This is a genomic window from Arthrobacter sp. fls2-241-R2A-200 (assembly GCF_030209745.1).
Lineage (GTDB): Bacteria > Actinomycetota > Actinomycetes > Actinomycetales > Micrococcaceae > Arthrobacter.
The window spans coordinates 1-21,489 of record NZ_JARVRJ010000007.1 but is presented as its reverse complement, the minus strand read 5'-3'; the positions used below and the strand labels follow the sequence as shown (position 1 = coordinate 21,489).

Here is a 21,489-nt window from a genome sequence, read left to right as displayed (position 1 = left end):
TGCTTTCTTCAAGCTTCGGGGTTTGGGTGTTTGTTGTACATGGCGCTGCCCAGAGCGGCTTAAGGGGCGGCGTACCCACGCAGTGGGTTTGCTACCTCGAGCTTGCTGTTGTCGATGAGCCAACGCACAGATTCGTGCACTGCTTCTTCCGGCTGGTACCGGGGCTCATAGCCAAGGAGAGTCTTGGCTTTCTCAATAGTCAAATAATGGTTGCGGGACAGATGGGCCCAGCTGGAATCGGCGAACTCGGGCGTGGTCTGTTCGCGGAATTCGTCCCAGCTGACCGGCGCAAGTTGTGGGGTTTGGCCAAACCATGAGGCCGCGATCCCGACGTAACCGCGAACGGTGAGTGCTGTGGGGGCGACGATGTTGAAGTCCTCCCCGGCAGCTGCCTCCGGTTTCCCGATCGCTTTCTCGAAAGCCTGTGCGACGTCGTCGGCGTGCACATGGTGCATGAGTTCCACACCGCTGCCGGGCACCTGCAGCGGTGACCCTGCGGAGATCGTCAGCCAGACTGAGGGGTCCAGGTTTCCCAAGGGTCCGATCGGTTGCCATCCCGGCCCCACGATATGGCCAGGATGCAGCGAGGTGGTGACAAGTCCGCCGGACGCCGTCTCTTGCTTAAGCATTTGCGCGATGGCGCGCTTCTGGATGCCGTATTCGTCGTGCGGCTCAGCGGCGGAATCGGCCGCTTCTGCGATGGGCAGTCTGAGGCTTGCGCCGTAGCGCCAGATGGACCCGCAGTGGAGGAGGTGTCCCACCTCGCCCCGGAGGCGGTTGACCAGCATGGTGGCCGATTGCAGGGTAAAACACACGAGGTCGACCACGACGTCGGGCTGCAACTCCGCGACACGGTCGCCGAAGGTGCCGTCCCGGTCCTCTTGGGCGCGGTCGAGCGGGATTTGGCGAACTTGCCGCCACACGGGAGCGTCCGTATAGGGGCTGGTGCTACCGCGGCTGAGGTTGGTGACCTCGTGACCGGCACGTACCAGCCGGGGGACGAGGAACGATCCAATGTGTCCGCTTCCGCCGACCACGACGATTTTCATGGGTTGCGATCTCCCGGGGGATGGGCGGCGTGGCCGGAGACGGGCTGACCAACCCGTAGTGAAATGGCCAGCCCGTCCGTCATTGGCTCAAGACCTAGACGCGGGACCTACCACGGACAAAGTGGACGATCAGCACGATCACGGCGATAACCAAGAGGATGTGAATGAGTCCGCCACCAATGTTGGCGAGCAGGCCGAGCAGCCAAAGAACGGCGATGATGATGGCTATCCAAAGCAACATGTGAGTCTCCTTATTATCGTGGCGCTGACGAAAATGCGTCTTCGCTCCCTACATATTCACAGAAGCTACACAAAAGGCAAGCACCCTTAGCAACGTTTTTTCTCTGGAGCGATGTATTCGGTGCCCAGCAGGGCGTACCAAGCTGCCGACGGACCTACTTCTTCTCCGCGGGTTCGACAAACGGGCAGTCGCGCCGACTAGCATGAATAGTCCGGGCCAGCCCGGGTACGTGACCTCTTGAACGACCCCTCGGACGGTCGGCGTTGACGCGGCGACCACATAAAGGAGAAAAACTGTGCGGGAGCCTGTAGTCAACGAGAACGTGTCAGAGACGAGCGCGGATCCAGAAGAGGCGCCAGAGGAAACGGCTACCGAACCAGCAGAGATCACCTTCGACGAGCAGTTCTACCCTGCCCGGCCCAAAGCGCTAAGGCCCATTGCCCGACGTCGGCAGTTCTTTGCCGCTCGACCGTCACTTGAGTTTGACGGACTGAACTCCACCTACGTGGACTGGCTCCGCAATCAGTCAATGCTCGGTGACGCCAACACCATGGCCCGGCAGCTATCCGGGCAAGCGAGCATGTGGCAGAACTCGTACGCCCGCCCGAATCCAAGGGCCGCTGTGGAGCGTGCGCCCGTCTGGTTTACTGCTTATCCCCTCTCCTTCATCACCCAGCAAGGGCAGTCCTTCCTCTCGGCGTTGGGCGATCCGGAACTCTGGGAGGCGTTCCGGGAAATCGGCATCCGCGGGTTGCACACCGGGCCGGTGAAGCTGGCAGGCGGCATCCGGGGCTGGGCTCAAACGCCCAGTGTGGACGGGCACTTCGACCGGATCAGCATGGCCATTGACCCTGCCTTCGGCACCGAAGAGGAATTCAGGCAGATGTGCGAGGTCGCCGCCGACCACGGCGGAACGGTCATCGACGACATCGTTCCCGGTCACACCGGCAAGGGCGCCGACTTCCGCCTGGCCGAAATGAACTTCCGCGATTACCCCGGCATCTACCACATGGTGGACATCCCGGAAGAGGACTGGCACTTATTGCCCGAAGTTCCGGAAGGACAGGATTCAGTCAACATCAGCCCCGCTGCCGAGAAAGCCCTGCAGCAAGCGGGCTACATTATCGGGCGGTTGCAGCGGGTGATCTTCTACGAACCCGGCGTCAAGGAAACCAACTGGAGCGCTACCCGGGCAATCATGGACACCACCGGCAAGAAGCGCCGCTGGGTCTACCTGCACTACTTCAAGTCCGGCCAACCGTCCATCAACTGGCTGGATCCAACCTTCGCAGGGATGCGTCTGGTGGTTGGCGATGCACTGCACTCGCTGCTTGATTTGGGAACAGGTGCCTTGCGGCTCGATGCCAACGGGTTCCTCGGCGTCGAGAAGAGCGCGGAAGAGGAGCCGGGCTGGTCCGAAGGCCACCCCTTGTCCGAGGCAGCCAACCAGCTCATCGGCTCCATGATCCGCAAGGTTGGCGGATTCTCCTTCCAGGAGTTGAACCTGACCATCGACGACATCAAAACGCAGTCCGAATCCGGTCCGGATCTCTCCTACGATTTCATCACCCGGCCTGCGTACCACTACGCCTTGGTGACCGGCGATACCGAGTTCCTGCGCCTGACCCTGAAGCTCGCCAAGGAGATCGGCGTAGACCAGGCATCGCTGGTCCACGCGCTCCAAAACCATGACGAACTCACCTACGAGCTCCTTCATTTTGCCGCGGGCCACCGCGACGACGTGTTCGAGCTTGGCGGCGAGGAACTGACGGGCGCCGAAGTGGCCGAAAAGGTCCAGAACACACTGCGGGAACGCCTCACTGGTGAAAACGGCCCGTACAACGCGGTGTTCACCACCAACGGCATCGCCTGCACCACGGTCAGTTTCATCATGGCGGCTTTGGGGATCAAGGACCCGGACGCCATCACCCCGGAGCAGGAAACCCAGGTGCTGGACGCCCATGTGCTGCTGTCCATGTACAACGCGCTGCAACCGGGCGTATTTGCGCTCTCAGGATGGGACCTCACGGGGATCACGGCCCTTGACCGCGAAACCGTCAAGGAACTCATCTCCCAAGGCGATACCCGTTGGATCAACCGTGGAGCGCATGACCTGATGGGCACCAGCCCGGACGCGAAAACCTCCCTCGCGGGAATGCCGCGTGCACGCAGTTTGTACGGACCGCTGCCCGAGCAACTCAAGGATCCGGCCTCCTACGCCCGGCGGTTGCAGCAAATCCTCACGGTCCGGGAGGAATCCGGGATCGCAACCAGCACACTCCTGGACGTGCCGGAGGTTTCCAACCGGGGCTTGCTGGTGATGGTCAACCAGCTTGCCGACGGCGCCCTGCAGGTAACGGTACTGAACTTCTCAGACCAGGACATCGCCGGCAGCATCCAGTCATCGCACCTTGTTCCCGGCGCCGGAGTGCATGACCTCTTCAGCGGTGAAAACGTTGGCCAGGTAGACGATCTCTGCAGCTTCTTCCTCGAGTTGCGTGCTTTCCAAGGGACGGCGCTGCTGCTGATGGACGAGCCCACCGAGTAGCGGGCCCGCTACCGGCCCAGCCACCCGCCGTCGAACGTCTCCTTCGTCGTGCGCTGTTTAGGCCTCGACGAGGCTGGTGCCGGCCGACACTTCGGCCGGCACCCCGGGCTCGTTGCGGCCGTAGAGCCAGTCGTTGTACTGGAAGTTGTTATCGCTACGGCTCTTGAACAGCATGTTCCGCAGGACGCGTGCCACGCCGTCGACGTGCCAGGACTCTCCCCAAATCCGCGCGGTCCGCTGGACCCGTGCGGTGCGGGAGGCGCGTGTGCCGTTGAACTGCCGGAACGCAGCCTCCCATGCGTCGGGGTTCACGCCTTGGTCGGTAAAGACCAGGCCGCGGGTGGCGTCCTGGAGAACGGCTGCGTCTTCCAGGGCTTGGCATGCACCTTGGGCCAGGTACTGCAGCATCGGGTGGGCGGCATCGCCAATGAGCGCCATCCGGCCGGAAACCCAGCTATCGATGGGATTGCGGTCGTACATGGGCCAGCGGATGCCCGTGGCCAGGTTCTTCAGGGCTTCCTGAACCGCGGGGATGCAGTCCTTGTAGGCTGCCTGGAGCTCGTCCACGCCACCGTATTGCTCTTCGCCGCGTTCAAACGAAGGGGACTTGAACACCGCCACGGTGTTGAGCAGTTGCCCTTTTCGCAGCGGGTACTGGACCAGGTGGCAGTTCGGGCCGAGGTAGACGATCACGTCTTCCAGGTCCGCTGCGGGAGTTTCCGGTGTGATCGGCACGGTGCCGCGGTATGCCACGTAGGCCGAGTTCACCGGACCATCATTCGAAACGGTACCGCGAAGGGTGGATTTCAGCCCGTCTGCGGCCAAGACGGCGTCGGCTTCAAACACATCGCCCTTGGCGGTGTAAGCGCGGGCCCGGTCGCCGTCGGTCTCCACTTTCTGCACCAGGACGTCGTTCACCAAGGTGACGCCGGCGGCCTGGCACGCCTCAAGCAGGATTCGGTGCAGGTCGCTACGGTGGATGACCACGTAGGGGGCGCCGTAGCGTTCCTCGAATTCACCGCCCAAGGTCTGGCGGGTCAGTTCCTCACCGGTGATAGCGTCACGGAACACCAGGTGCTTGGGCTGGACACCGATTTCCAACGCCTTCTCCAGCAGGCCCCAGCGCTTGAGGACGCGGGAGGCGTTGGGGGCCATTTGCAGTCCTGCACCCACTTCGCCGAAGGCGGGCGCAACTTCGACCAGCGTGACGTCGGCACCGTTTTCGCGGAGCGCCAGCGCTCCGGCAAGCCCGGCCATCCCGCCGCCCACTACCAGGACATCGGTGGACGCTTTGAGGTTAGACATTGGAAACTCCTACTGCTGTTGATTTCTTGATTTTGGTACCGACGGCTGCGAGCAGAACTGCCGCCGCGGCGGCTGCTCCGGCAAAAGCCAGGAAGTTTGAGTTGACGCCCAGACCCGCGGCGAGCAGAAGCCCGCCGGCCTGCGGTGCGGCCACCGCCCCAAGCCGGCCGACACCGAGCGCCCAGCCAAGCGCCGTACCGCGGAGGTGTGCCGGATAGTGGCTGGCCACGGCGGCGATGATCAGACACTGCGTGCCGTGCGTGCCCACCCCTGCGAGCACCAACATGACGTAGACGACTGCGACCGGTGGCCCGGTCACCAGCACCAGCAGTCCAATCATTGCTACGCCCGCTGCCGCGACGGCTGTGGGGATGGGCCCGAACCTGGTACCGGCCCACGCGGTGAGCACTGAGCCCGCCACTGCGCCCAAATTGAGCGCCAGCGCGAATGTCAGGGCTGATCCCAGGTTGTACCCGGCCAGCTGCATGAGGTTGGGCAACCAGGTTCCCAGCCCGTACCAAGCGAAGAGGGTCACCAGGGTGCTGATGGCGAACAGCAGGCTGATGCCCAGATGGGGCGCCCGAAGGAGGGACCGGAATCCCACATCTTCCTTCGCGGTCCCGCCCTTGGCCGCCGTCCCGCCCTTGCCGGGCGCCAGCGTCTCCGGAAGGTATCGGATACCCAGTGGGATGACCACCACCAGGGCGACGACGGCGATTACGAACATCACGGGCCAACCGAAGGCCGGAATGAGCGGGATACCAATGAGAGCGGCGATGGAGCCACCGATGGGAACACCGGACATCATGAGCGTGGCGATGGTGGACCGCCATTTTTCCGGAACGAGCTCGGCTACGAGGGCGTTGGCCGAGGGCACCAGGCCGCCCAAGCCGATGCCCGCCAGCAGCCGTAGGCCGCCGAAGACCGCGGCATTCGGAGCGAAGGCACAAAGAATGGTGAAGGCGGAAAAGATCGCGGCGCAGCCGATGATGGTCCGGCGGCGGCCCCAGGTATCGGCTATCCGGCCGGCAAAGACGGCGCCGACCATCATTCCAACAAAGGCCATGGAGCCGATGGTTCCGGCCGTAGCCTTGGTCAGGCCCCACCCGGTGTCACTGATGAGCGAGCCCTGTACCGTGCCGTAGACGATCAGGTCATAGCCGTCGAAAACGACCAGCAGCCAGCACACCAGGACGGCAAGCACGGTACGCCGGGGAAACGTGGAACGGCCTTCGCCCAGCGGGGCGGCTCGCTGCGGCACTGCAGCGGAAGTTGTGTGATTCATGCCACCACTCTGCTGGCACTCGTACCGCGGCGAACATAAGATTCTGTCATGCAGAATCTTCCCGCCCGTCGAAAGCCAACCTACTCCATTGAAGCGGTGGACAACGCCCTGCAGCTCCTGCAGCTGCTGCGGGACGTGGGCAGCCTGCGCCTCAAGGACGCCGCGGCGGAACTGGGCGTGGCTCCCTCCACGGCACACCGGCTCCTGGCCATGCTGGTGTACGGGGCTTCGCGGTCCAAGACGAGACGCGCCGCTATGTTCCGGGCCCGGCGATGGGGGCTGGTCCCGCCGGCCTCAGCTGGACGCGGCAACTGCGGGACATCTCCCGGCCACACATGGAGCTGCTGTGCGCACGCACCAATGAGACGGTCAACCTCATGATCCGGGTGGGCACTAAGGTGCGCTTCCTGGACACCGTGGAAAGCACCAACATCCTCCGTGTCGGCGACCGTCAGGGCACCCTCTTGCCGGCACACAAGGCTTCGGGCGGAAAAGCTATCCTGGCGGAGCTGGATCCCGCAGCGCTGGAGCAGCTGTTCCGAAGCCCTAACGCGCAGCTCGCCGGGGACTTCGTTTCCGACGCCGAGTACCCGGCTTTCCTGCGCGAGCTTGAGTCGGTCCGCGCCAACGGCTTCGCCGCGAACTTCGAGGGCACGGAGGAGGGCATCAGCGCCTTCGGGATGGCTTTGCATAACGGTCAGGGCGTGGTGGTGGGCGCGTTGAGCGTGGCTACCCCGGTGGCGAGGTTTCGGCCGCTGTTCGACGCCGGCCTGGTGGGGGTCATGATGGAAACCCGGCGCCAGCTGGAGATGGACATTGCTGCCAACCCGGTGGATGGTTCGGCAGGAAGCTGACCTCCCGCTTATGGCTGGTCCAGCTATAAAATTCTGCCAGTCAGAATATCTTGGATATCACAGCGCCGCACTCCTTATGGTCGAATCCACGCCACAGTCAGTCCGCACGCAAGGAGAAGGCCAGTGTCGATCAGTGCTGAGAACCAAACCCATCAATCCGTAGCGCAGGAACACCACGTTCCCGAGCCCACACCGGAGGAGGCTGCCCAGCTTAAGCAGCTGTACCGGGATTTCGATAAAGAAAACCTGATCCCGCTGTGGGCCGAGATCGCTGACTTGATGCCGATGGTCCCGTCGCCCAAGGCCGTGCCGCACGTCTGGCGGTGGGATGACCTGTACCCCCTGGCCGCTCGCGCCGGTGACCTGGTGCCGGTGGGCCGCGGCGGGGAACGCCGGGCTATTGCCCTGGCCAACCCGGGCCTGGCGGGCACCCCGTACGCCACCCCCACGCTCTGGGCCGCCATCCAGTATCTGGGCGGCCGGGAAACGGCACCGGAGCACCGCCATTCACAGAATGCCTTCCGCTTTGTCGTCGAAGGCGAAGGCGTGTGGACCGTGGTGAACGGCGACCCCGTCCGGATGTCCCGCGGTGATTTCCTGCTGACCCCGGGCTGGAACTTCCACGGCCACCATAACGACACCGACGAGCCGATGGCCTGGATCGACGGCTTGGACATCCCGTTCGTGCACTACGCCGACGCCGGGTTCTTCGAGTTCGGTACCGAGCGCGTCACCGACGAAGCCACCCCGGACATCTCCCGCTCCGAACGGCTCTGGGCCCACCCCGGCCTCCGCCCGCTCTCCGGGCTGGATGACACCACCAACTCCCCCATTGCTGCCTACCGGTGGGAGTACACCGACCGGGCGCTGGCCGAGCAACTGCTCCTGGAAGACGAAGGCCACCCGGCCACCGTGTCGCAAGGCCACGCAGCCATCCGCTTTACCAACCCCACCACCGGCGGCGACGTGATGCCCACCATCCGGGCCGAGTTCCACCGCCTCCGGGCGGGTGCTGCCACGGAAACCGTTCGCGAGGTGTGCTCGAGCGTCTGGCAGGTCTTCGAAGGCACCGGCACCGTAGTCCTGAACGGCGAAACCAAGCAACTGGCCAAGGGCGACCTCTTCGTTGTCCCGTCCTGGACGGCATGGTCCCTCCAGGCCGACGCCGGTTCACACACGGAGTTTGATTTGTTCCGGTTCAGCGACGCCCCCATCTTTGAGCGCCTGAATTTCAACCGCACCTACATCGAAGGACGCACCAAGTAATGAGACTCCTCACCCTGCGCACCGGCTCCGGAGACACTGAAAGCACGACGGCGGTCCGCCAGGACGGCGACACACTCACCGAGATCCCGGGCTTCCCTGACGTCGGTGCCCTGCTGAAGGACCCCGCCTGGGAAGCCACAGCGAAGGCAGCCAACGGCGCAACCCACCCCCTCGACGGCGCCGACCTCGCCGCCGTCGTGCCTTTCCCCGGCAAGATCATCTGCGTCGGCCACAACTACCGCAACCACATCAAGGAGATGGGCCGGGACGTCCCGGAATACCCCACCCTGTTCGCCAAGTACGCCGAGTCCCTGATCGGCCCCAATGATGACCTGGCCCTGCCGCAGGAATCGGACACCGTTGACTGGGAAGCTGAACTCGCCGTCGTCATCGGCAAAACCGGCCGCCGCATCCGCGAAGAAGAGGCTGCCGAGCACATCGCCGGATACTCCGTCCTCAACGACATCTCAATGCGCGACTACCAGTTCCGCACCATTCAATGGCTGCAGGGCAAGACCTGGGAGAAGTCCACCCCGTTCGGGCCCGCCCTGGTCACCAAGGACGAGTTCACGCCAGGGCCGTTGATGACCTCATCCGTGGACGGGGAAGTCCACCAGTCCACCCCCACCTCGGACCTGGTGTTCACCCCGGAATTCCTGGTCTCCTACATCTCCACCATCATCACGCTGAACCCCGGCGACGTCATCGCCACCGGCACGCCCGGCGGCGTGGGCCACGCCCAGGACCCCAAACGCTACCTACAGGAGGGACAAGTCCTGGTCACCACCATCGAAGGACTTGGCCGACTGAAAAACCGCGTGGTCAAGGAAGCCTGATGGTAGCCCGGCACGATCAGACCACTGATGTGGCGCTCCTGGACGCACTGCTACAGGCGCGACGCGGCACGGCCTTCTTCGCGCGGAAGCTGAACGAACTGTCCGATTCAGGGCTCGACGGCGGCACCCTCCTCCCGGGCTGGACGCGCCGCCACGTTGTAGCCCATGTGGGCTACAACGCCCGTGCCCTCGCACGGTTGATCGAGTGGGCCGCCACCGGCGTCGAAACTCCGATGTACCCATCCCCGGAGGCCCGCCACCACGAGATCGAGTTCGGGGCGACCCTATCCCCGATCGCCCTGCGGAATCTGTTCGACCACTCCGCCGTGCACCTGAACGTTGAATGGCGCGACCTCCCCGCGGACGCCTGGCACCACAAGGTCAAAACCGCCCAAGGTCGGACCGTTCCCGCGGCGGAAACCGTCTGGATGCGCACCCGTGAAGTCTGGATCCACGCCGTGGACCTGAACAATGGCGCCACCTTCAACGACGTACCCGCGGCCGTACTGGAGCGGCTCCTCACCGACGTCACCGGCGCTTGGCACACCCGCGGCACGGACACAGGGCTGGTGATCAGGGTGAATGACACGGATTTTTGCTTCGGCGACACCGGCGCCGCGGACCCGACGATCATCAGTGGTCCGCTGCCATGCCTCGTCCAATGGGCAGCAGGCCGTGGTGCCAACGGGGTAGCAGCGTCCGGGCCCGGCGCCGCAACCGGCACCGTCCCGGCACCGCCGTCGTGGATCTGAGCGGCCCGCTCGGTCACCTACCGACCGGGCGGTGTGTGCCGTCCCAAGGCTTTGTCCGTGAACACCCTGTCCATAACCTTGCCCTCGAGGCGGCACAGCTCATTCTGATCCACCGCGCTCACCCGCACGTAGCCAATGCGCTGAGCATTTCACAACTGCCTCCAGTCCTGCACTGTGAGAACGCGTGTCAGCCCTCACCTGGGAGGTCAAGACAGGCAGCGGCCCATGCGGTGATGCCGGCAAGATCGGCCATCGCCTTAAGATCGTAGACACCGCAGTGCAGGATTGTGGCAGCGTTTACCGTCAGGGTCGCCGTTTGGCTCGCAAGTTGGGCTCCGGCGGAGTCGCCGGCCAGAACAATGCGCTGGGCGTCCACCTGCAGATCGGCCGCGTGCGCCCGGATGTAAGCGAGGGCGTCGTTGATGTGATGCACCGCAGAGGGGTACGTGCTCTCAGGGCGCAGAGGGTAGCCGATGCCAATAGTGGTGAAGCCTTCTGCGGCCAGGATCCGAAGATACGGTTCCACGTTGGACTGGGCACCTGAAATCCAGGCTCCCCCATCTATCCATACAATTGTCGGGAGTGGCTCTTCAGAGCCCTGCGGGCTGAAGACGTCGAACGGGGCGCCTTTCTTGTAGGTCACGCTCGTGCAGCGAAGAGACCTGTTCGGCACGTAGGGTGCCATCTCCTCCACCGTTGCTTTTGCCCCACGTTCGAAGACCCAACAGATCAGCAAGGCTGAAGGCCAAGGCGTGGCCCTGAGGGCTGCAGCACCGAGCGCTGCAACAACTATGAAAGCCGAAGCGGCCGCGCTCCCCTTGCGTGCGCCACTGAACTTACTTATGCCGCTGCCTGTGACCCTCGTTTCGCCTGTGCGGCTCGTCTGGCCTGAAGCGGGCCACAGCGCCCGTACAAGACGCGCTCCCGAACGCTCATGTCCGGACCTGAATTTCGGTGCCCCGCTATGACTCCCTCACCTGTCGTCTGGACCAAGGAGCTTTCTCGACAACGATGCTTTCTGGACCAACTGCCTTCTGGACCAACCTGTCTTCTGACCATGCTGGTTTCTCGACCATGCTAATGCTGATGCCCTCGCAGCCACGGGAGGGCCTCCCTAAACGGTGCGCCCGACGTCGAACGGTGGCTCTGTCCGTCCGCGCTTTGGGCGTCAACGTCCACAGGGCCAGGAACAACACCGTTGCGCCAGCGCAAATAACGCGGGACACTTGCCAGAGATATCCGCTGCTGATGGGAGAAACCATGCGTGCACTGGCTGTTACACCCGGACAAAAGGATTCCCTGCACTTGCGTGATGTCCGGGACCCTGCGGAGAACGAGGGAAATGTCCTGGTTGAGTCATTGGCCGTGGGCCTCTGCGGGACGGATAGTGAGATCATCGCGGCTGATTACGGGGAAGCGCCGCCCGGGCAGGACTACCTCGTGTTGGGGCATGAGAACTTGGGCCGGGTGCTGGAGGCTCCCGCCGATTCCGGTTTGGCAGAAGGCGATCTGGTGGTGGGCATCGTACGGCGCCCCGATCCGGAGCCGTGCAAGGCCTGCGCCGTGGGCGAGTGGGACATGTGTCTGAACGGCAAGTACACCGAACACGGAATCAAGGGCTTGGACGGCTTTGCCCGGGAACGCTGGAGGGCCCAACCGCAGGACATGGTGAAGCTGGACGCACAACTGCAGGGCCTCGGAGTGCTGCTGGAACCGACCACCATCGTCGCCAAAGCCTGGGAGCAGATCGGACGGATTGGACAGCGCGCCTTTTTCGATCCGCATGTCACGGTGGTGACAGGGGCAGGTCCGGTGGGACTGCTCGCAGCCATGATGGGAGTCCAGCAGGGCCTGGAGGTGCACGTCTTCGACCTCGTCAAGGACGGCCCCAAGCCGGAACTGGTGCGCAAGCTGGGGGCTACGTACCACAGCGAGCCATTGCCTGAGTCCGGCCTAAGGCCTGACATCCTTGTTGAATGCACGGGTGTTACTCCGGTGATCCTTGACGCACTCAGTTGCCGCGCCCAGGATGCCATCACCTGCCTCACTGGCGTGTCCAGCACAGGGAAACCTGCCAAGGTGGACGTCGGGGCGCTCAACCGTGAGGAGGTGCTTAGCAACGGCGTGGTGTTCGGCAGCGTGAATGCCAACAAGCGCCACTACGACGCCGGCGCCGCCGCTTTGGCGAAGGCCGACCAGGAGTGGCTGGGGCGCCTCATCAGCCGTCGCGTCCCGTTGGGTGACTTCGAGGCTGCTTTCCAGCGCCGGCCTGATGATGTCAAGGTGGTCCTCGACATCACCAGCGAGGGCGGCGGAGGCGCTAAGCCATGACGGCGGAAGAGGCCGGCTCCGAGGATGTCCGGGACCTCAAGTTTTCCTCGGGCGCGCAGTACGAGATCCGATCCGGGCAGCAAATTGCTTGGCTCACCGAAGTTGGCGGAGCCCTTCGTGACTTCCGCATCGACGGCGTTCCCGTCCTGGACGGTTACGGCCCTGACGAAATGTGCACCGGAGCGCGCGGTCAATCGCTCATCCCATGGCCCAACCGGATCCGGAATGGAAAGTATGAATGGGAGGGCCAGCCGTTGCAGCTGGACCTCAGCGAACCTGACAAGGGTGGAGCAATTCACGGGTTGACCCGATGGCGGAACTGGGACGTCATCGAACGGGCTGAGGATGCCATTTCTTTTGTCTACACGCTGCACGCCTGCCAAGGGTGGCCCTGGGTTCTTGATTCCCGGGTGGACTACCACCTTGGACTTGACGGACTGACCGTGCGGACCACAGTGGTGAACCGAAGCGCGTCAGCGTGCCCTTACGGTACGGGCGCCCATCCGTACCTCAGCACCGGAGTGGTCCGGGGCGGCGCCATTGACGCAGGACTGGTCCAGGTGCCCGGCGCAACCTTCTTACCTGTGGATGAACGGGGTATTCCCACCGGACACGAGCGGGTGGACGGAACCGAGTACGACCTGCGGGAGCTTCAGCAACTGGGCACCCGGCATATTGACGTCGCTTACACGGACCTTATCCGTGACACAGACGGACGCGCATGGGTCAAACTGCTGCGTCCTGACCATTCCGGCGGGGTCGGGCTTTGGGTGGATCGGTCCTACCCGTTTCTGGAGATTTTCACGGGCGACGCCCTCCCCCAGTTGAACAGACGACGCGCCGGACTTGGCGTGGAGCCCATGACCTGCGCGCCGGACGCCTTCAACTCCGGCGAGGGGCTGATCACCCTTCAGCCCGGGCAATCCCACACTGCGGCGTGGGGCATCACGCCGACCTGAAGGTCTGCGAGTTGGAGGTCTGCGCGGGGCCACGTCTGGGCATCGGACCCCCTAGGAACCCGGCGCCAACTACGTAGTCGAGGGCCAACTATTGCGTCAGCGCAAGTACTGGAGTTCAATGAAGTCATGGATTGCGGCACCAGGATCCAGTTACTTCACGTGCTGGCCCCCAGGGTAAAGCGACCGTCGGTGGTGCCTTGGCCCCCGGCGGCGGCTGCGAAGGCCTCGAGCGCCGCGGTCAGCGCCGGCCGGCGCCCGGCCGGCATCCTCGACATCACCTCTGCAATGGCCTCCCGGCGGTGGTTCAGCACGGATTCCACGAGTGCTCTTCCTTTTGCAGTCAGCTCGAGCCAAATGTACCGCCGGTCAGCGGGGTCTTCCCTGCGCTCCAGCAGATCAGCTGCCACCAGCCGATCACAGATCCGGGTCGCATTGGAGGCGTGTACACCCAGCTCGGCGGCCACTCCGCCAAGATTTTGCGGTCCGCGGGTGTGGATGCGGACCAGCACCCGGAGCTGGGGGCTGTTCACCACATCTTCAACCTCAGCAACAGAGCTGGCAACGACGCGCAAAAGCGTATCGGCGGCACGCATCATTGCCTCGACTTCCCGACTCGAAACCTCCGGGATCTGGTCGGATCCCCCACCTGTATCCATGAGCACCAGTTTGCTCCGATAGTTGCATTCCCGCAAAGCTTTGCCGCTTCACAAATTTGAAAGCACCTCCCCTGCACGTAAGGAGAATCGTGAAAACACAACTACCAAGGGACACAGTGCGCGGCATTGACCGGCTGATTACGAACGTGCAGACCGGACATTTTGAGCGTGCCCTCTCCGCGCTGACAGCGGCTGGCGCATTGGTCACAGCAGCAGAGATTTTCCTCGAACATGACAAGGCCAGCTTCGGTAACAAGTGGATGTGGGCGCCGGTTGTGCTCGGCCCCGTGGGTGCCGTGGCTGGAGTCGCGGGAGTCTTCAGTCGTCGGGCAGCCAAGACTGCCCTTCCCTTGGCCAGCGCAGCGATCATTGCCAATGGTTTACAGGGTACGTGGCTGCATCTGCAGGGGATCCGCCAAAAGCCCGGGGGCCTGTCCAACCTCCGCTACAACCTGGAGATGGGGCCACCGCTGTTCGCACCGCTGCTGGTCACCATGGTCGGCGGTATGGGTGTCTTGGCCTCGGTGCTGAGGAGGGAGCCGTGAGCGGTCTGCCGTTGGAAGCGTCCGACGGCGGCGGCCGGTATCCGGGGTTCAGCAGCCTCGCGCAGGCCGGACACTGGGACCAGGCCACCGCCGCCGTCGTACAGTCCCGTTTGGGGCCGCCTCCGGATGTCCGCTTCTTTACTCCAGCCGAGGAAGCTGCAGCCAGGGCCCTTTTGGACATGCTGCTTAACCAGCAGGAAGAGCCAAAGGTGCCCGTGCTGAATATGGTCGATGCCCGGCTGGCCGCGGAGGAGACTGACGGCTGGCATTATGCGGACATGCCCCAGGACGGTGCGGCTTGGCGTGCTTCCCTCGCTGCCTTGGACGATGAGGCGCGGTCCCTGGCGGACTGCCCGTTTGCGCTGCTCGACAAGGAGCAGCAGGGCAGGCTGTTGCAGGGCATCTGTGACCTAAGACAGGAACCTTGGCACGGCCTGCCGGCGGACCGGGTATGGAGCCTGTGGACGCGATATGCCTGCACCGCCTTCTATTCCCATCCCCTGGCTTGGGACGAAATCGGCTTCGCCGGACCCGCCTACCCTCGTGGCTACAAAAACCTGGGAGTCGACAAATTGGAACCCTTCGAGGTCCGCGACGTGCGAGCGGATGCCGACCCGACCCATGGAGCTGACCGGTGAGCTCCCTCAGGGAACGTAACCCGTCCGCGTGGCTCCTGCCCACCGGACCAGGCAGCAATACCGGATTGCGGGAAAAGATGCGCCGGTACGCCGATGCGGACGAAGTGGATATCGTCATCGTCGGCTGCGGCGCCGGCGGTGCCACGCTGCTCCAGCGGCTGGCCCGGGCAGGTTGGCGGGCGGTGGCCTTGGACGCAGGGCCCTTCTGGGAACCCGAGCAGGATTGGGTCAGTGACGAAGCCGGCTCCCACCACTTGTACTGGACGGAACCGCGGGTCATCTCGGGGGCTGATCCCGTGCCGTTGGGGTCGAACAACTCAGGGCGGGGCGTAGGCGGCTCGATGGTCCATTACGCCGGATACACGCCGCGTTTCCACCCCAGCGACTTCCGCACCCTCAGCACGGACGGAGTCGGGGCCGACTGGCCGTTGACGTACGAGGAACTCCGGCCGTTGTATGAGGAGATAGAAGCCGAATTGCCAGTCGCGGGGGAACACTGGCCCTGGGGTGACCCGCACCGCTACCCCCACCGTCCGCACCCTGTGTCCGGCAACGGTGAGCTCTTTCTTCGGGGTGCACAGGCATGCGGGATCACCGCCAAAGTGGGGCCGGTGGCCATCGCCAACGGCCGGTTCGGCAACCGACCGCACTGCATCTACCGCGGGTTTTGCCTTCAAGGGTGCAAAGTCAATGCCAAGGCCTCGCCCCTGATAACCCACATCCCCGACGCGCTGGCCCAGGGCGCCGAGGTGCGCCCGGACTCCATGGTCACCAGGATCGGGGTCGATGAGCACACCGGCATGGCAACGGGCGTCGAATACCTGCGCGAGGGCGTCCAAAGGTTTCAGCGCGCGCGCATGGTGGCTGTGGCAGGCTACTCGATCGAGACCCCGCGGCTGTTGCTCAATTCGACGTCGCAGCGTTTTCCGGATGGACTATGCAACGACTTCGACCAAGTGGGCCGCTACCTCATGGTCCAGGGCGCACCACAGACAGCCGGGAGGTTCCAGGCCGAGGTGCGGATGTGGAAGGCTCCTCCCCCGGAAGTCAGTACCGAAGACTTCTATGAGACAAATCCGGAGAAACCGTACAAGCGCGGATTTTCCATCCAGTGCGTATCGCCGTTGCCCATTACCTGGGCGGAGCACGTGGCTGCGCAAGGCCATTGGGGAGCCACGCTTCGCCGATATATGAGCGACTACCCGCACTGGGCATGCCTGGGCGCACTGTGTGAGTTCCTCCCCCTCGAAGGGAACCGCGTCACGCTGGCGGACGAAACGGACCACAACGGCATACCCGTGGCCTCCTTCAGCTACAGCCAGTGCGAGAACGACAGGCACCTGATGTCAGCTGCGCAGCAGGTCATGGAGCAGATCCTCACTGCCGCTGGGGCGGAAGAGGTGATCACCATTAAGAGGTATGCCCATCTTGTGGGCGGTGCCCGCATGGCCGCCACAGCGCAGACCGGCGTGGTGGACCGGAATTGCCGCACTTTCGCAGTACCCAATCTTCTGGTCACTGACGGCAGCGTCCTGCCCACACAAGGCAGCGCCAATCCGGCACTGACCATCATGGCTGTGGCGGCGCGTGCCGCCCGCAGCCTGGTCAAGGGCGCCCGCAACGGAGTGCCGACAAGCACGAAAGGAGCATGATCATGGCAACAACCGTGGCTGACTACCTTCTCTCCCGGCTGGGCGAGTGGGGCGTGGACAAAGTGTTTGGATTTCCGGGAGACGGCATCAACGGGATTCTCGCCGCCTTCGGCAAGGCCGGCAACCAGCCGAAATTCATCCAAGCCAGGCACGAGGAGATGGCGGCCTTCGAAGCGGTGGGCTACGCCAAATTCTCGGGACGGCCTGCTATTTGCATGGCCACCTCCGGGCCGGGAGCAATCCATCTGCTCAATGGACTGTACGACGCCAAACTGGACCACGTCCCTGTGGTGGCCATCGTAGGCCAGACAGCGCGGAGCGCCATGGGCGGCTCCTATCAGCAGGAAGTCGACTTGTTGAGCTTGTTCAAGGACGTAGCCTCCGACTACGTCCAGATGGTCACGGTCCCGGAGCAGCTGCCCAACGTGATTGACCGCGCCATCCGGATCGCGGAGGCGCAGCGGGCTCCCACGGCTGTCATTATCCCGTCGGATGTGCAGGAGCTCGAATACGCAGCGCCCACCCACGAGTTCAAGATGGTTCCCTCCAGCGTGGGAACCCGTTGGCCGGCACTCGAACCGGCCCCCGAAGCAATCCGGGGTGCTGCGCAGCTGCTGAACGAAGGGTCCAAGGTGGCCATTTTGATCGGTCAGGGTGCCCGCGGTGCGGCCACGGAAGTGCAGGAAGTGGCAGAGCTGCTGGGAGCGGGCGTCGCCAAGGCACTCTTGGGGAAGGACTCGCTGTCCGACGAACTTCCCTACGTCACTGGTTCCATCGGTTTGTTGGGCACACGGCCCAGCTACGAAATGATGCGTGACTGTGACACCCTGCTCACCGTGGGCTCCAGTTTTCCTTACACCCAATTCCTGCCCAAACCCGGCCAGGCCCGCGGCGTGCAGATCGACGTGGATCCGAAGATGATCGGGCTGCGCTACGCCAATGAGTTCAACATCGTGGCGGACGCCGGGGCCGCGTTGCGGGCATTGATTCCCCATTTGGACCGTAAGAGGGACCGGTCGTGGCAGGAGGAACTGAAGTCCTCCATCACCCGCTGGTGGGAGACAATGCATGACGAAGCCATGGTCAGCGCCAATCCCATCAATCCCATGCGCCTGTTTGCCGAGCTCTCTACCCGGCTGCCCGATAACGCCATGCTGAGCGCCGACTCGGGATCCTCGGCGAACTGGTACGCGAGGCAGTTGAAATTCCGTGGCGAGGTCCGTGGCTCGCTGTCGGGGAACCTGGCCACTATGGGACCCGGTGTCCCCTACGCCATCGGTGCGAAGTTCGCGTATCCGGACCGGCCTGCCATCGCCTTTGCCGGTGATGGGGCCATGCAAATGAACGGCCTCGCCGAACTGATTACCATCAAGCACTACTGGCGGGAGTGGACGGATCCCCGGCTGGTGGTGGCCGTCCTGCACAACGACGACCTCAACCAGGTCACCTGGGAAATGCGGGCCATGGGTGGAGTACCGGCCTTCAGGGAATCCCAGGAACTACCGGACGTCGACTACGCCGGTTTCGCCGAAAGCCTGGGGTTGCAGGGCATCCACGTGGACAACCCCAACGACGTGGGGCGGGCCTGGGAGACCGCCCTTGCCGCGGACAGGCCAACGCTCCTTGACGTCCGCACCGATCCCGACATCCCGCCCATCCCGCCGCACGCTACCTTGGAGCAGGCACGGAACACCGCCGAGGCCATGCTCAAGGGAGACGACAGTGCGTGGGGCGTGGTGAAGGAAGGCGTCAAGACCAAGATCCAGGAGTTCCTGCCACATAAGGAGCGATGACCAGTGGTATTACCAAAAATGGCGGCGGCCGATGCTCCTATCACCGCTGTCCAGGCTTCGGCATACACGGTACCCACAGATGGGCCGGAAGCGGACGGTACTTTTAGCTGGGACTCTACGACAATGGTGCTGGTCCAAGTCGCTGCGGGCGGCAAGACCGGCCTCGGGTGGTCTTATGGTCCGACGGCGGCCACCGCTTTGGTGGAAGAGTTACTGGGCCCCGCCGTCTGCGGCGTGGATGCCATGGACGTCCCGGCCGCCGCGGCAACGATGGCCCGGACGGTGCGCAACATGGGAAGAACCGGACTCGCGTCTTACGCGGTCTCGGCCATCGACTGCGCCCTTTGGGACCTTAAGGCCCGCCTGTTGGACTTGCCGTTGCATAAACTGCTCGGTGCTGCGCGGGACAGCGTCGCGGTCTACGGAAGTGGCGGTTTCACCACTTATACCGACGAGCAATTGAGGAGCCAACTGGAGGGCTGGGTCCAGCGTCAGCGGATTCCGCGAGTAAAGATCAAAATCGGCCAGGACGGCGGAACGAACGTCCAGCGCGACCTGGAGCGCATCCGCCAGGCGCGCGCGGTCGTCGGGCGTGGCACTGAACTGTTCGTCGATGCCAACGGTGCCTACACGGCAAAGCAGGCGATCCGCGTTATGCGTGAGGCTGCTGAGCAGGAGGTGACATGGTTCGAGGAGCCGGTCTCAAGCGACCACCTGTCCGGCCTCCGGGCCGTGCGGAACGCGGTGGACGCGGACGTCGCCGCCGGAGAATACGGAACAGGCCTCCCCTATTTCCAGCGCATGTGCGCCGCCGATGCCCTCGACTGTCTGCAGGCGGACGTCAGCAGGTGCGGTGGAATCACGGAATGGTTGCGGATAGCCGCCGTTGCGGCCGCCCATGGCCTCGAAATCTCCGGCCACTGTGCGCCCCACCTGAGCACAGCCGTCGCCGCCGCGACCCCGAACTTCAGGCACTTGGAATGGTTCCATGACCACGTTCGGATTGAGAATCTTTTCTTTGACGGAACGCTGGATCCCGACGGCGGTTCGGTAACGCCTGGGGACGGCCCGGGCAACGGATTGTCGCTACGTACCGCTGAGACCGAAAAATACCGGGTCCGCTGACCGCCGGCTGTCCCCAGACAACGGCACCAGACGGCGAAGAATGACCGAAAGGAAACCCATGAACATCGACCCGAACAAAGCAGCCCCGAACAACGCAGCCGCGAACAATCCTTCCAGCAAGGACCCCGAAGCCGACACGAAGCTGCAGCTACAGCTTGCTATCTTCGATGTCGCGAAGGGCGCACAGGGTAAGAGCCTGGAGACCATCATGGCGAGCCTGCGTTCGGCCTTCGCGGCCCGTGGCGTGAAGTCGCCGCCCACCACCTGGCTTGAAGCTGTCGCGTCCTCGGCCTCCTACGGCACGCCCTACATAGTGGATCTACCGGCAGCAGTTGCCGCAGATGCAGTGAGAACCTGACACTCGCCGGAACGGGTCATTCCATCGCCGAGCAGCACAGACGCCACCATCAGCGACGGAGCCTCAGATACCCGGCCTGAAGTTCAGCGATCGTGGCCCGGCCTTGAAGTGAAATCAGAACCCGTACAGAGGCTCCGCCGCGAAGATCGCCGTTGCAGATCATGGATTCGACTGACCGGGCCAAGGCTGTGAGGCGTGTCGCGCCGACCATGACGGATGACACCCTGATGCTGATGACAGTTTACAGCTTCCATCGAACCGAGAATCATCGAGGTGACCAACATGTCGCTTCCCTGTGGGATGAACTGCGAACGATCGCCAAGTAAAAGAGGCCAACCTTGGGGTTGAGCAAAGTGGACAGTGCCCCTGCGGCAAAACCGGCCGCGTTGCTGCGCTGAGAGGCATCGTCCTCCTCCCTGGTTTCCAACGTGCGTTTTGCCGCATTCCTCGTCTTCAGGAAGGAGGAAATACCTAAGTACAGCAGGTAGACGCCACCCGCGATCTTGAGCCAGCGGAACACCTCTGCGGGTTGCTCCAGGATCGCCGCCAGACCGACGCCGACTAGGGCCGCCCACGCAAGGGAAGGAACCGCCGAACCAGCCCGGCAGCGATCCCGGCCCCGGGCCGGATGAGGGCAAAGCGCAGCACTAGGAACGTGTCTGGTCCGGGCCTAAGCGACAGGATCAGGCAGAGTCCAACGAAGGCGATGAGGGAAGAAGCGGTCACAGTCACGATTATCCATGCCCGCACCTCCTCGCCGAAGGGCCGCCAGCACCGATACCAACCGATGACAGGGTATGTCAGGGCTCGGTTGGGCGCACCATTCGGACGTAATTCTCTGCTACACCCGGGAGCGGTCCAGTAAGACCACGAAAGGCAAACAGGTTCCTCGCGCGTTATCCGCCACAATCTTATTGTCGGCATTGATCGGGTCCACGCGTTACCGCACAACCGCGTCCTCGAGGTGAAGCACCAACGACGACGGATTCGATGAGACGTTAGCACTGAGCCGTTGGAGAGTTTCTACCAAAGGCATCCAGGGAGTCCCCAAGTTTTTCGATAATCTCTGTCTTGCATCAAGGTGCCTACCGGTCCAGCTGCAACATTGTCTGTTCAACAAGGGCACACCCCAACCTGACGACCGGGACACTTTGTCCTGGCCTTCTTTTGAGAGGAGCTTAGGACTCAACCTGACAGGACGACGGTTGGAGGCGGCGGTGGCAGGACAACGGATCGGGTACGTCCGAGTAAGCACTCTTGACCAGAATGAGAAACGCCAGCTCGAAGGCCAGGTTC

General features: G+C 63.5%; 22 protein-coding genes and 2 pseudogenes. 15 read left to right on the top strand and 9 right to left on the bottom strand.

Translation table 11 applies throughout. From position 1 onward, the window contains the following. Positions 1-59 precede the first annotated feature (59 nt). Together QRN42_RS07720 and QRN42_RS07715 are read right to left on the bottom strand one after the other, a co-directional pair. Positions 60-1,049 (bottom strand): NAD-dependent epimerase/dehydratase family protein, encoded by a 990-nt coding sequence (locus QRN42_RS07720; protein ID WP_284978660.1) that lies wholly within the window; start codon positions 1,047-1,049, stop codon positions 60-62. Between the two features lie 94 nt (positions 1,050-1,143). Beyond that, complete coding sequence (locus QRN42_RS07715) at positions 1,144-1,290, bottom strand: lmo0937 family membrane protein (RefSeq protein ID WP_284976819.1); 147 nt, start codon at positions 1,288-1,290, stop codon at positions 1,144-1,146. A gap of 295 nt (positions 1,291-1,585) precedes the next feature. Between QRN42_RS07715 and treS the strand changes: the two genes are divergently transcribed. Then, complete coding sequence (gene treS, locus QRN42_RS07710) at positions 1,586-3,838, top strand: maltose alpha-D-glucosyltransferase (RefSeq protein ID WP_284978659.1); 2,253 nt, start codon at positions 1,586-1,588, stop codon at positions 3,836-3,838. A 57-nt stretch (positions 3,839-3,895) separates the two neighbouring features. On the opposite strand, the gene QRN42_RS07705 is transcribed toward treS, so the two are convergent. Both QRN42_RS07705 and QRN42_RS07700 read right to left on the bottom strand, forming a co-directional pair. Beyond that, positions 3,896-5,143: an FAD-dependent oxidoreductase gene (locus QRN42_RS07705; protein ID WP_284978658.1), complete on the bottom strand. Its 1,248-nt coding sequence runs from the start codon at positions 5,141-5,143 to the stop codon at positions 3,896-3,898. Then, positions 5,136-6,428: an MFS transporter gene (locus QRN42_RS07700; RefSeq protein ID WP_284976816.1), complete on the bottom strand. Its 1,293-nt coding sequence runs from the start codon at positions 6,426-6,428 to the stop codon at positions 5,136-5,138. Before QRN42_RS07700 ends, QRN42_RS07705 begins: the two co-directional genes overlap by 8 nt. Before the next feature lie 48 nt (positions 6,429-6,476). Between QRN42_RS07700 and QRN42_RS07695 the strand changes: the two genes are divergently transcribed. From QRN42_RS07695 to QRN42_RS07675, 5 genes are all read left to right on the top strand, one after another. Then, on the top strand, positions 6,477-6,809 hold the full coding sequence (locus tag QRN42_RS07695; protein WP_284978657.1) for a helix-turn-helix domain-containing protein: 333 nt from the start codon (positions 6,477-6,479) through the stop codon (positions 6,807-6,809). Then, positions 6,701-7,282: an IclR family transcriptional regulator gene (locus QRN42_RS07690; RefSeq protein ID WP_284978656.1), complete on the top strand. Its 582-nt coding sequence runs from the start codon at positions 6,701-6,703 to the stop codon at positions 7,280-7,282. Before QRN42_RS07695 ends, QRN42_RS07690 begins: the two co-directional genes overlap by 109 nt. A gap of 123 nt (positions 7,283-7,405) precedes the next feature. Next, a complete protein-coding gene (locus QRN42_RS07685) occupies positions 7,406-8,548 on the top strand; it encodes a cupin domain-containing protein (RefSeq protein WP_284978655.1) in 1,143 nt (380 codons plus the stop codon). Then, positions 8,548-9,384, top strand: coding sequence for a fumarylacetoacetate hydrolase family protein (locus QRN42_RS07680; protein WP_284978654.1), 837 nt, complete (start codon positions 8,548-8,550; stop codon positions 9,382-9,384). The genes QRN42_RS07685 and QRN42_RS07680 overlap by 1 nt, the downstream gene beginning before the upstream one ends. After that, entirely contained in the window at positions 9,384-10,136 is a 753-nt protein-coding gene (locus QRN42_RS07675) for a maleylpyruvate isomerase family mycothiol-dependent enzyme (protein ID WP_284978653.1), read from the top strand. The genes QRN42_RS07680 and QRN42_RS07675 overlap by 1 nt, the downstream gene beginning before the upstream one ends. 32 nt (positions 10,137-10,168) lie before the next feature. On the opposite strand, the pseudogene QRN42_RS07670 reads toward QRN42_RS07675, so the two are convergent. After that, positions 10,169-10,273 (bottom strand): annotated as a pseudogene (locus QRN42_RS07670) (recombinase family protein); the annotation flags it as partial. Between the two features lie 50 nt (positions 10,274-10,323). After that, positions 10,324-10,779: an alpha/beta hydrolase gene (locus QRN42_RS07665; RefSeq protein WP_284976811.1), complete on the bottom strand. Its 456-nt coding sequence runs from the start codon at positions 10,777-10,779 to the stop codon at positions 10,324-10,326. Between the two features lie 617 nt (positions 10,780-11,396). Between QRN42_RS07665 and QRN42_RS07660 the strand changes: the two genes are divergently transcribed. Both QRN42_RS07660 and QRN42_RS07655 read left to right on the top strand, forming a co-directional pair. Beyond that, entirely contained in the window at positions 11,397-12,467 is a 1,071-nt protein-coding gene (locus QRN42_RS07660; protein WP_284978652.1) for a glucose 1-dehydrogenase, read from the top strand. Continuing rightward, complete coding sequence (locus QRN42_RS07655) at positions 12,464-13,426, top strand: aldose 1-epimerase family protein (protein ID WP_284978651.1); 963 nt, start codon at positions 12,464-12,466, stop codon at positions 13,424-13,426. Before QRN42_RS07660 ends, QRN42_RS07655 begins: the two co-directional genes overlap by 4 nt. A 155-nt stretch (positions 13,427-13,581) precedes the next feature. On the opposite strand, the gene QRN42_RS07650 is transcribed toward QRN42_RS07655, so the two are convergent. Continuing rightward, positions 13,582-14,082, bottom strand: coding sequence for a MarR family winged helix-turn-helix transcriptional regulator (locus QRN42_RS07650; protein ID WP_284976808.1), 501 nt, complete (start codon positions 14,080-14,082; stop codon positions 13,582-13,584). Positions 14,083-14,171: 89 nt separating this feature from the next. On the opposite strand from QRN42_RS07650, the gene QRN42_RS07645 reads away from it, so the two are divergent. From QRN42_RS07645 to QRN42_RS07620, 6 genes are read left to right on the top strand one after another with little or no spacing between them, the layout of a single operon-like run. Next, complete coding sequence (locus tag QRN42_RS07645; RefSeq protein WP_284976807.1) at positions 14,172-14,627, top strand: hypothetical protein; 456 nt, start codon at positions 14,172-14,174, stop codon at positions 14,625-14,627. Continuing rightward, positions 14,624-15,265 (top strand): gluconate 2-dehydrogenase subunit 3 family protein, encoded by a 642-nt coding sequence (locus QRN42_RS07640; RefSeq protein ID WP_284978650.1) that lies wholly within the window; start codon positions 14,624-14,626, stop codon positions 15,263-15,265. The genes QRN42_RS07645 and QRN42_RS07640 overlap by 4 nt, the downstream gene beginning before the upstream one ends. Next, positions 15,262-16,917: a GMC family oxidoreductase gene (locus QRN42_RS07635; RefSeq protein WP_284978649.1), complete on the top strand. Its 1,656-nt coding sequence runs from the start codon at positions 15,262-15,264 to the stop codon at positions 16,915-16,917. The genes QRN42_RS07640 and QRN42_RS07635 overlap by 4 nt, the downstream gene beginning before the upstream one ends. A gap of 2 nt (positions 16,918-16,919) precedes the next feature. Further along, complete coding sequence (locus QRN42_RS07630) at positions 16,920-18,710, top strand: thiamine pyrophosphate-requiring protein (protein WP_284978648.1); 1,791 nt, start codon at positions 16,920-16,922, stop codon at positions 18,708-18,710. Between the two features lie 3 nt (positions 18,711-18,713). Beyond that, positions 18,714-19,835, top strand: a complete 1,122-nt coding sequence (locus tag QRN42_RS07625; protein WP_284978647.1) for an enolase C-terminal domain-like protein — start codon at positions 18,714-18,716, stop codon at positions 19,833-19,835. Between the two features lie 58 nt (positions 19,836-19,893). Next, complete coding sequence (locus tag QRN42_RS07620; RefSeq protein ID WP_284978646.1) at positions 19,894-20,193, top strand: hypothetical protein; 300 nt, start codon at positions 19,894-19,896, stop codon at positions 20,191-20,193. A gap of 265 nt (positions 20,194-20,458) precedes the next feature. On the opposite strand, the gene QRN42_RS07615 is transcribed toward QRN42_RS07620, so the two are convergent. Together QRN42_RS07615 and QRN42_RS07610 are read right to left on the bottom strand one after the other, a co-directional pair. Next, positions 20,459-20,734 (bottom strand): LysE family translocator, encoded by a 276-nt coding sequence (locus tag QRN42_RS07615; protein ID WP_284978866.1) that lies wholly within the window; start codon positions 20,732-20,734, stop codon positions 20,459-20,461. Positions 20,735-20,754: 20 nt separating this feature from the next. Next, positions 20,755-20,925 carry a hypothetical protein gene (locus QRN42_RS07610; RefSeq protein ID WP_284978645.1) on the bottom strand — a complete coding sequence of 57 codons (171 nt, stop codon included), beginning with the start codon at positions 20,923-20,925 and terminating at the stop codon, positions 20,755-20,757. A gap of 485 nt (positions 20,926-21,410) precedes the next feature. Here QRN42_RS07610 and QRN42_RS07605 point away from each other — a divergent pair. Next, a pseudogene (locus QRN42_RS07605) lies at positions 21,411-21,489 on the top strand (recombinase family protein); the annotation flags it as partial.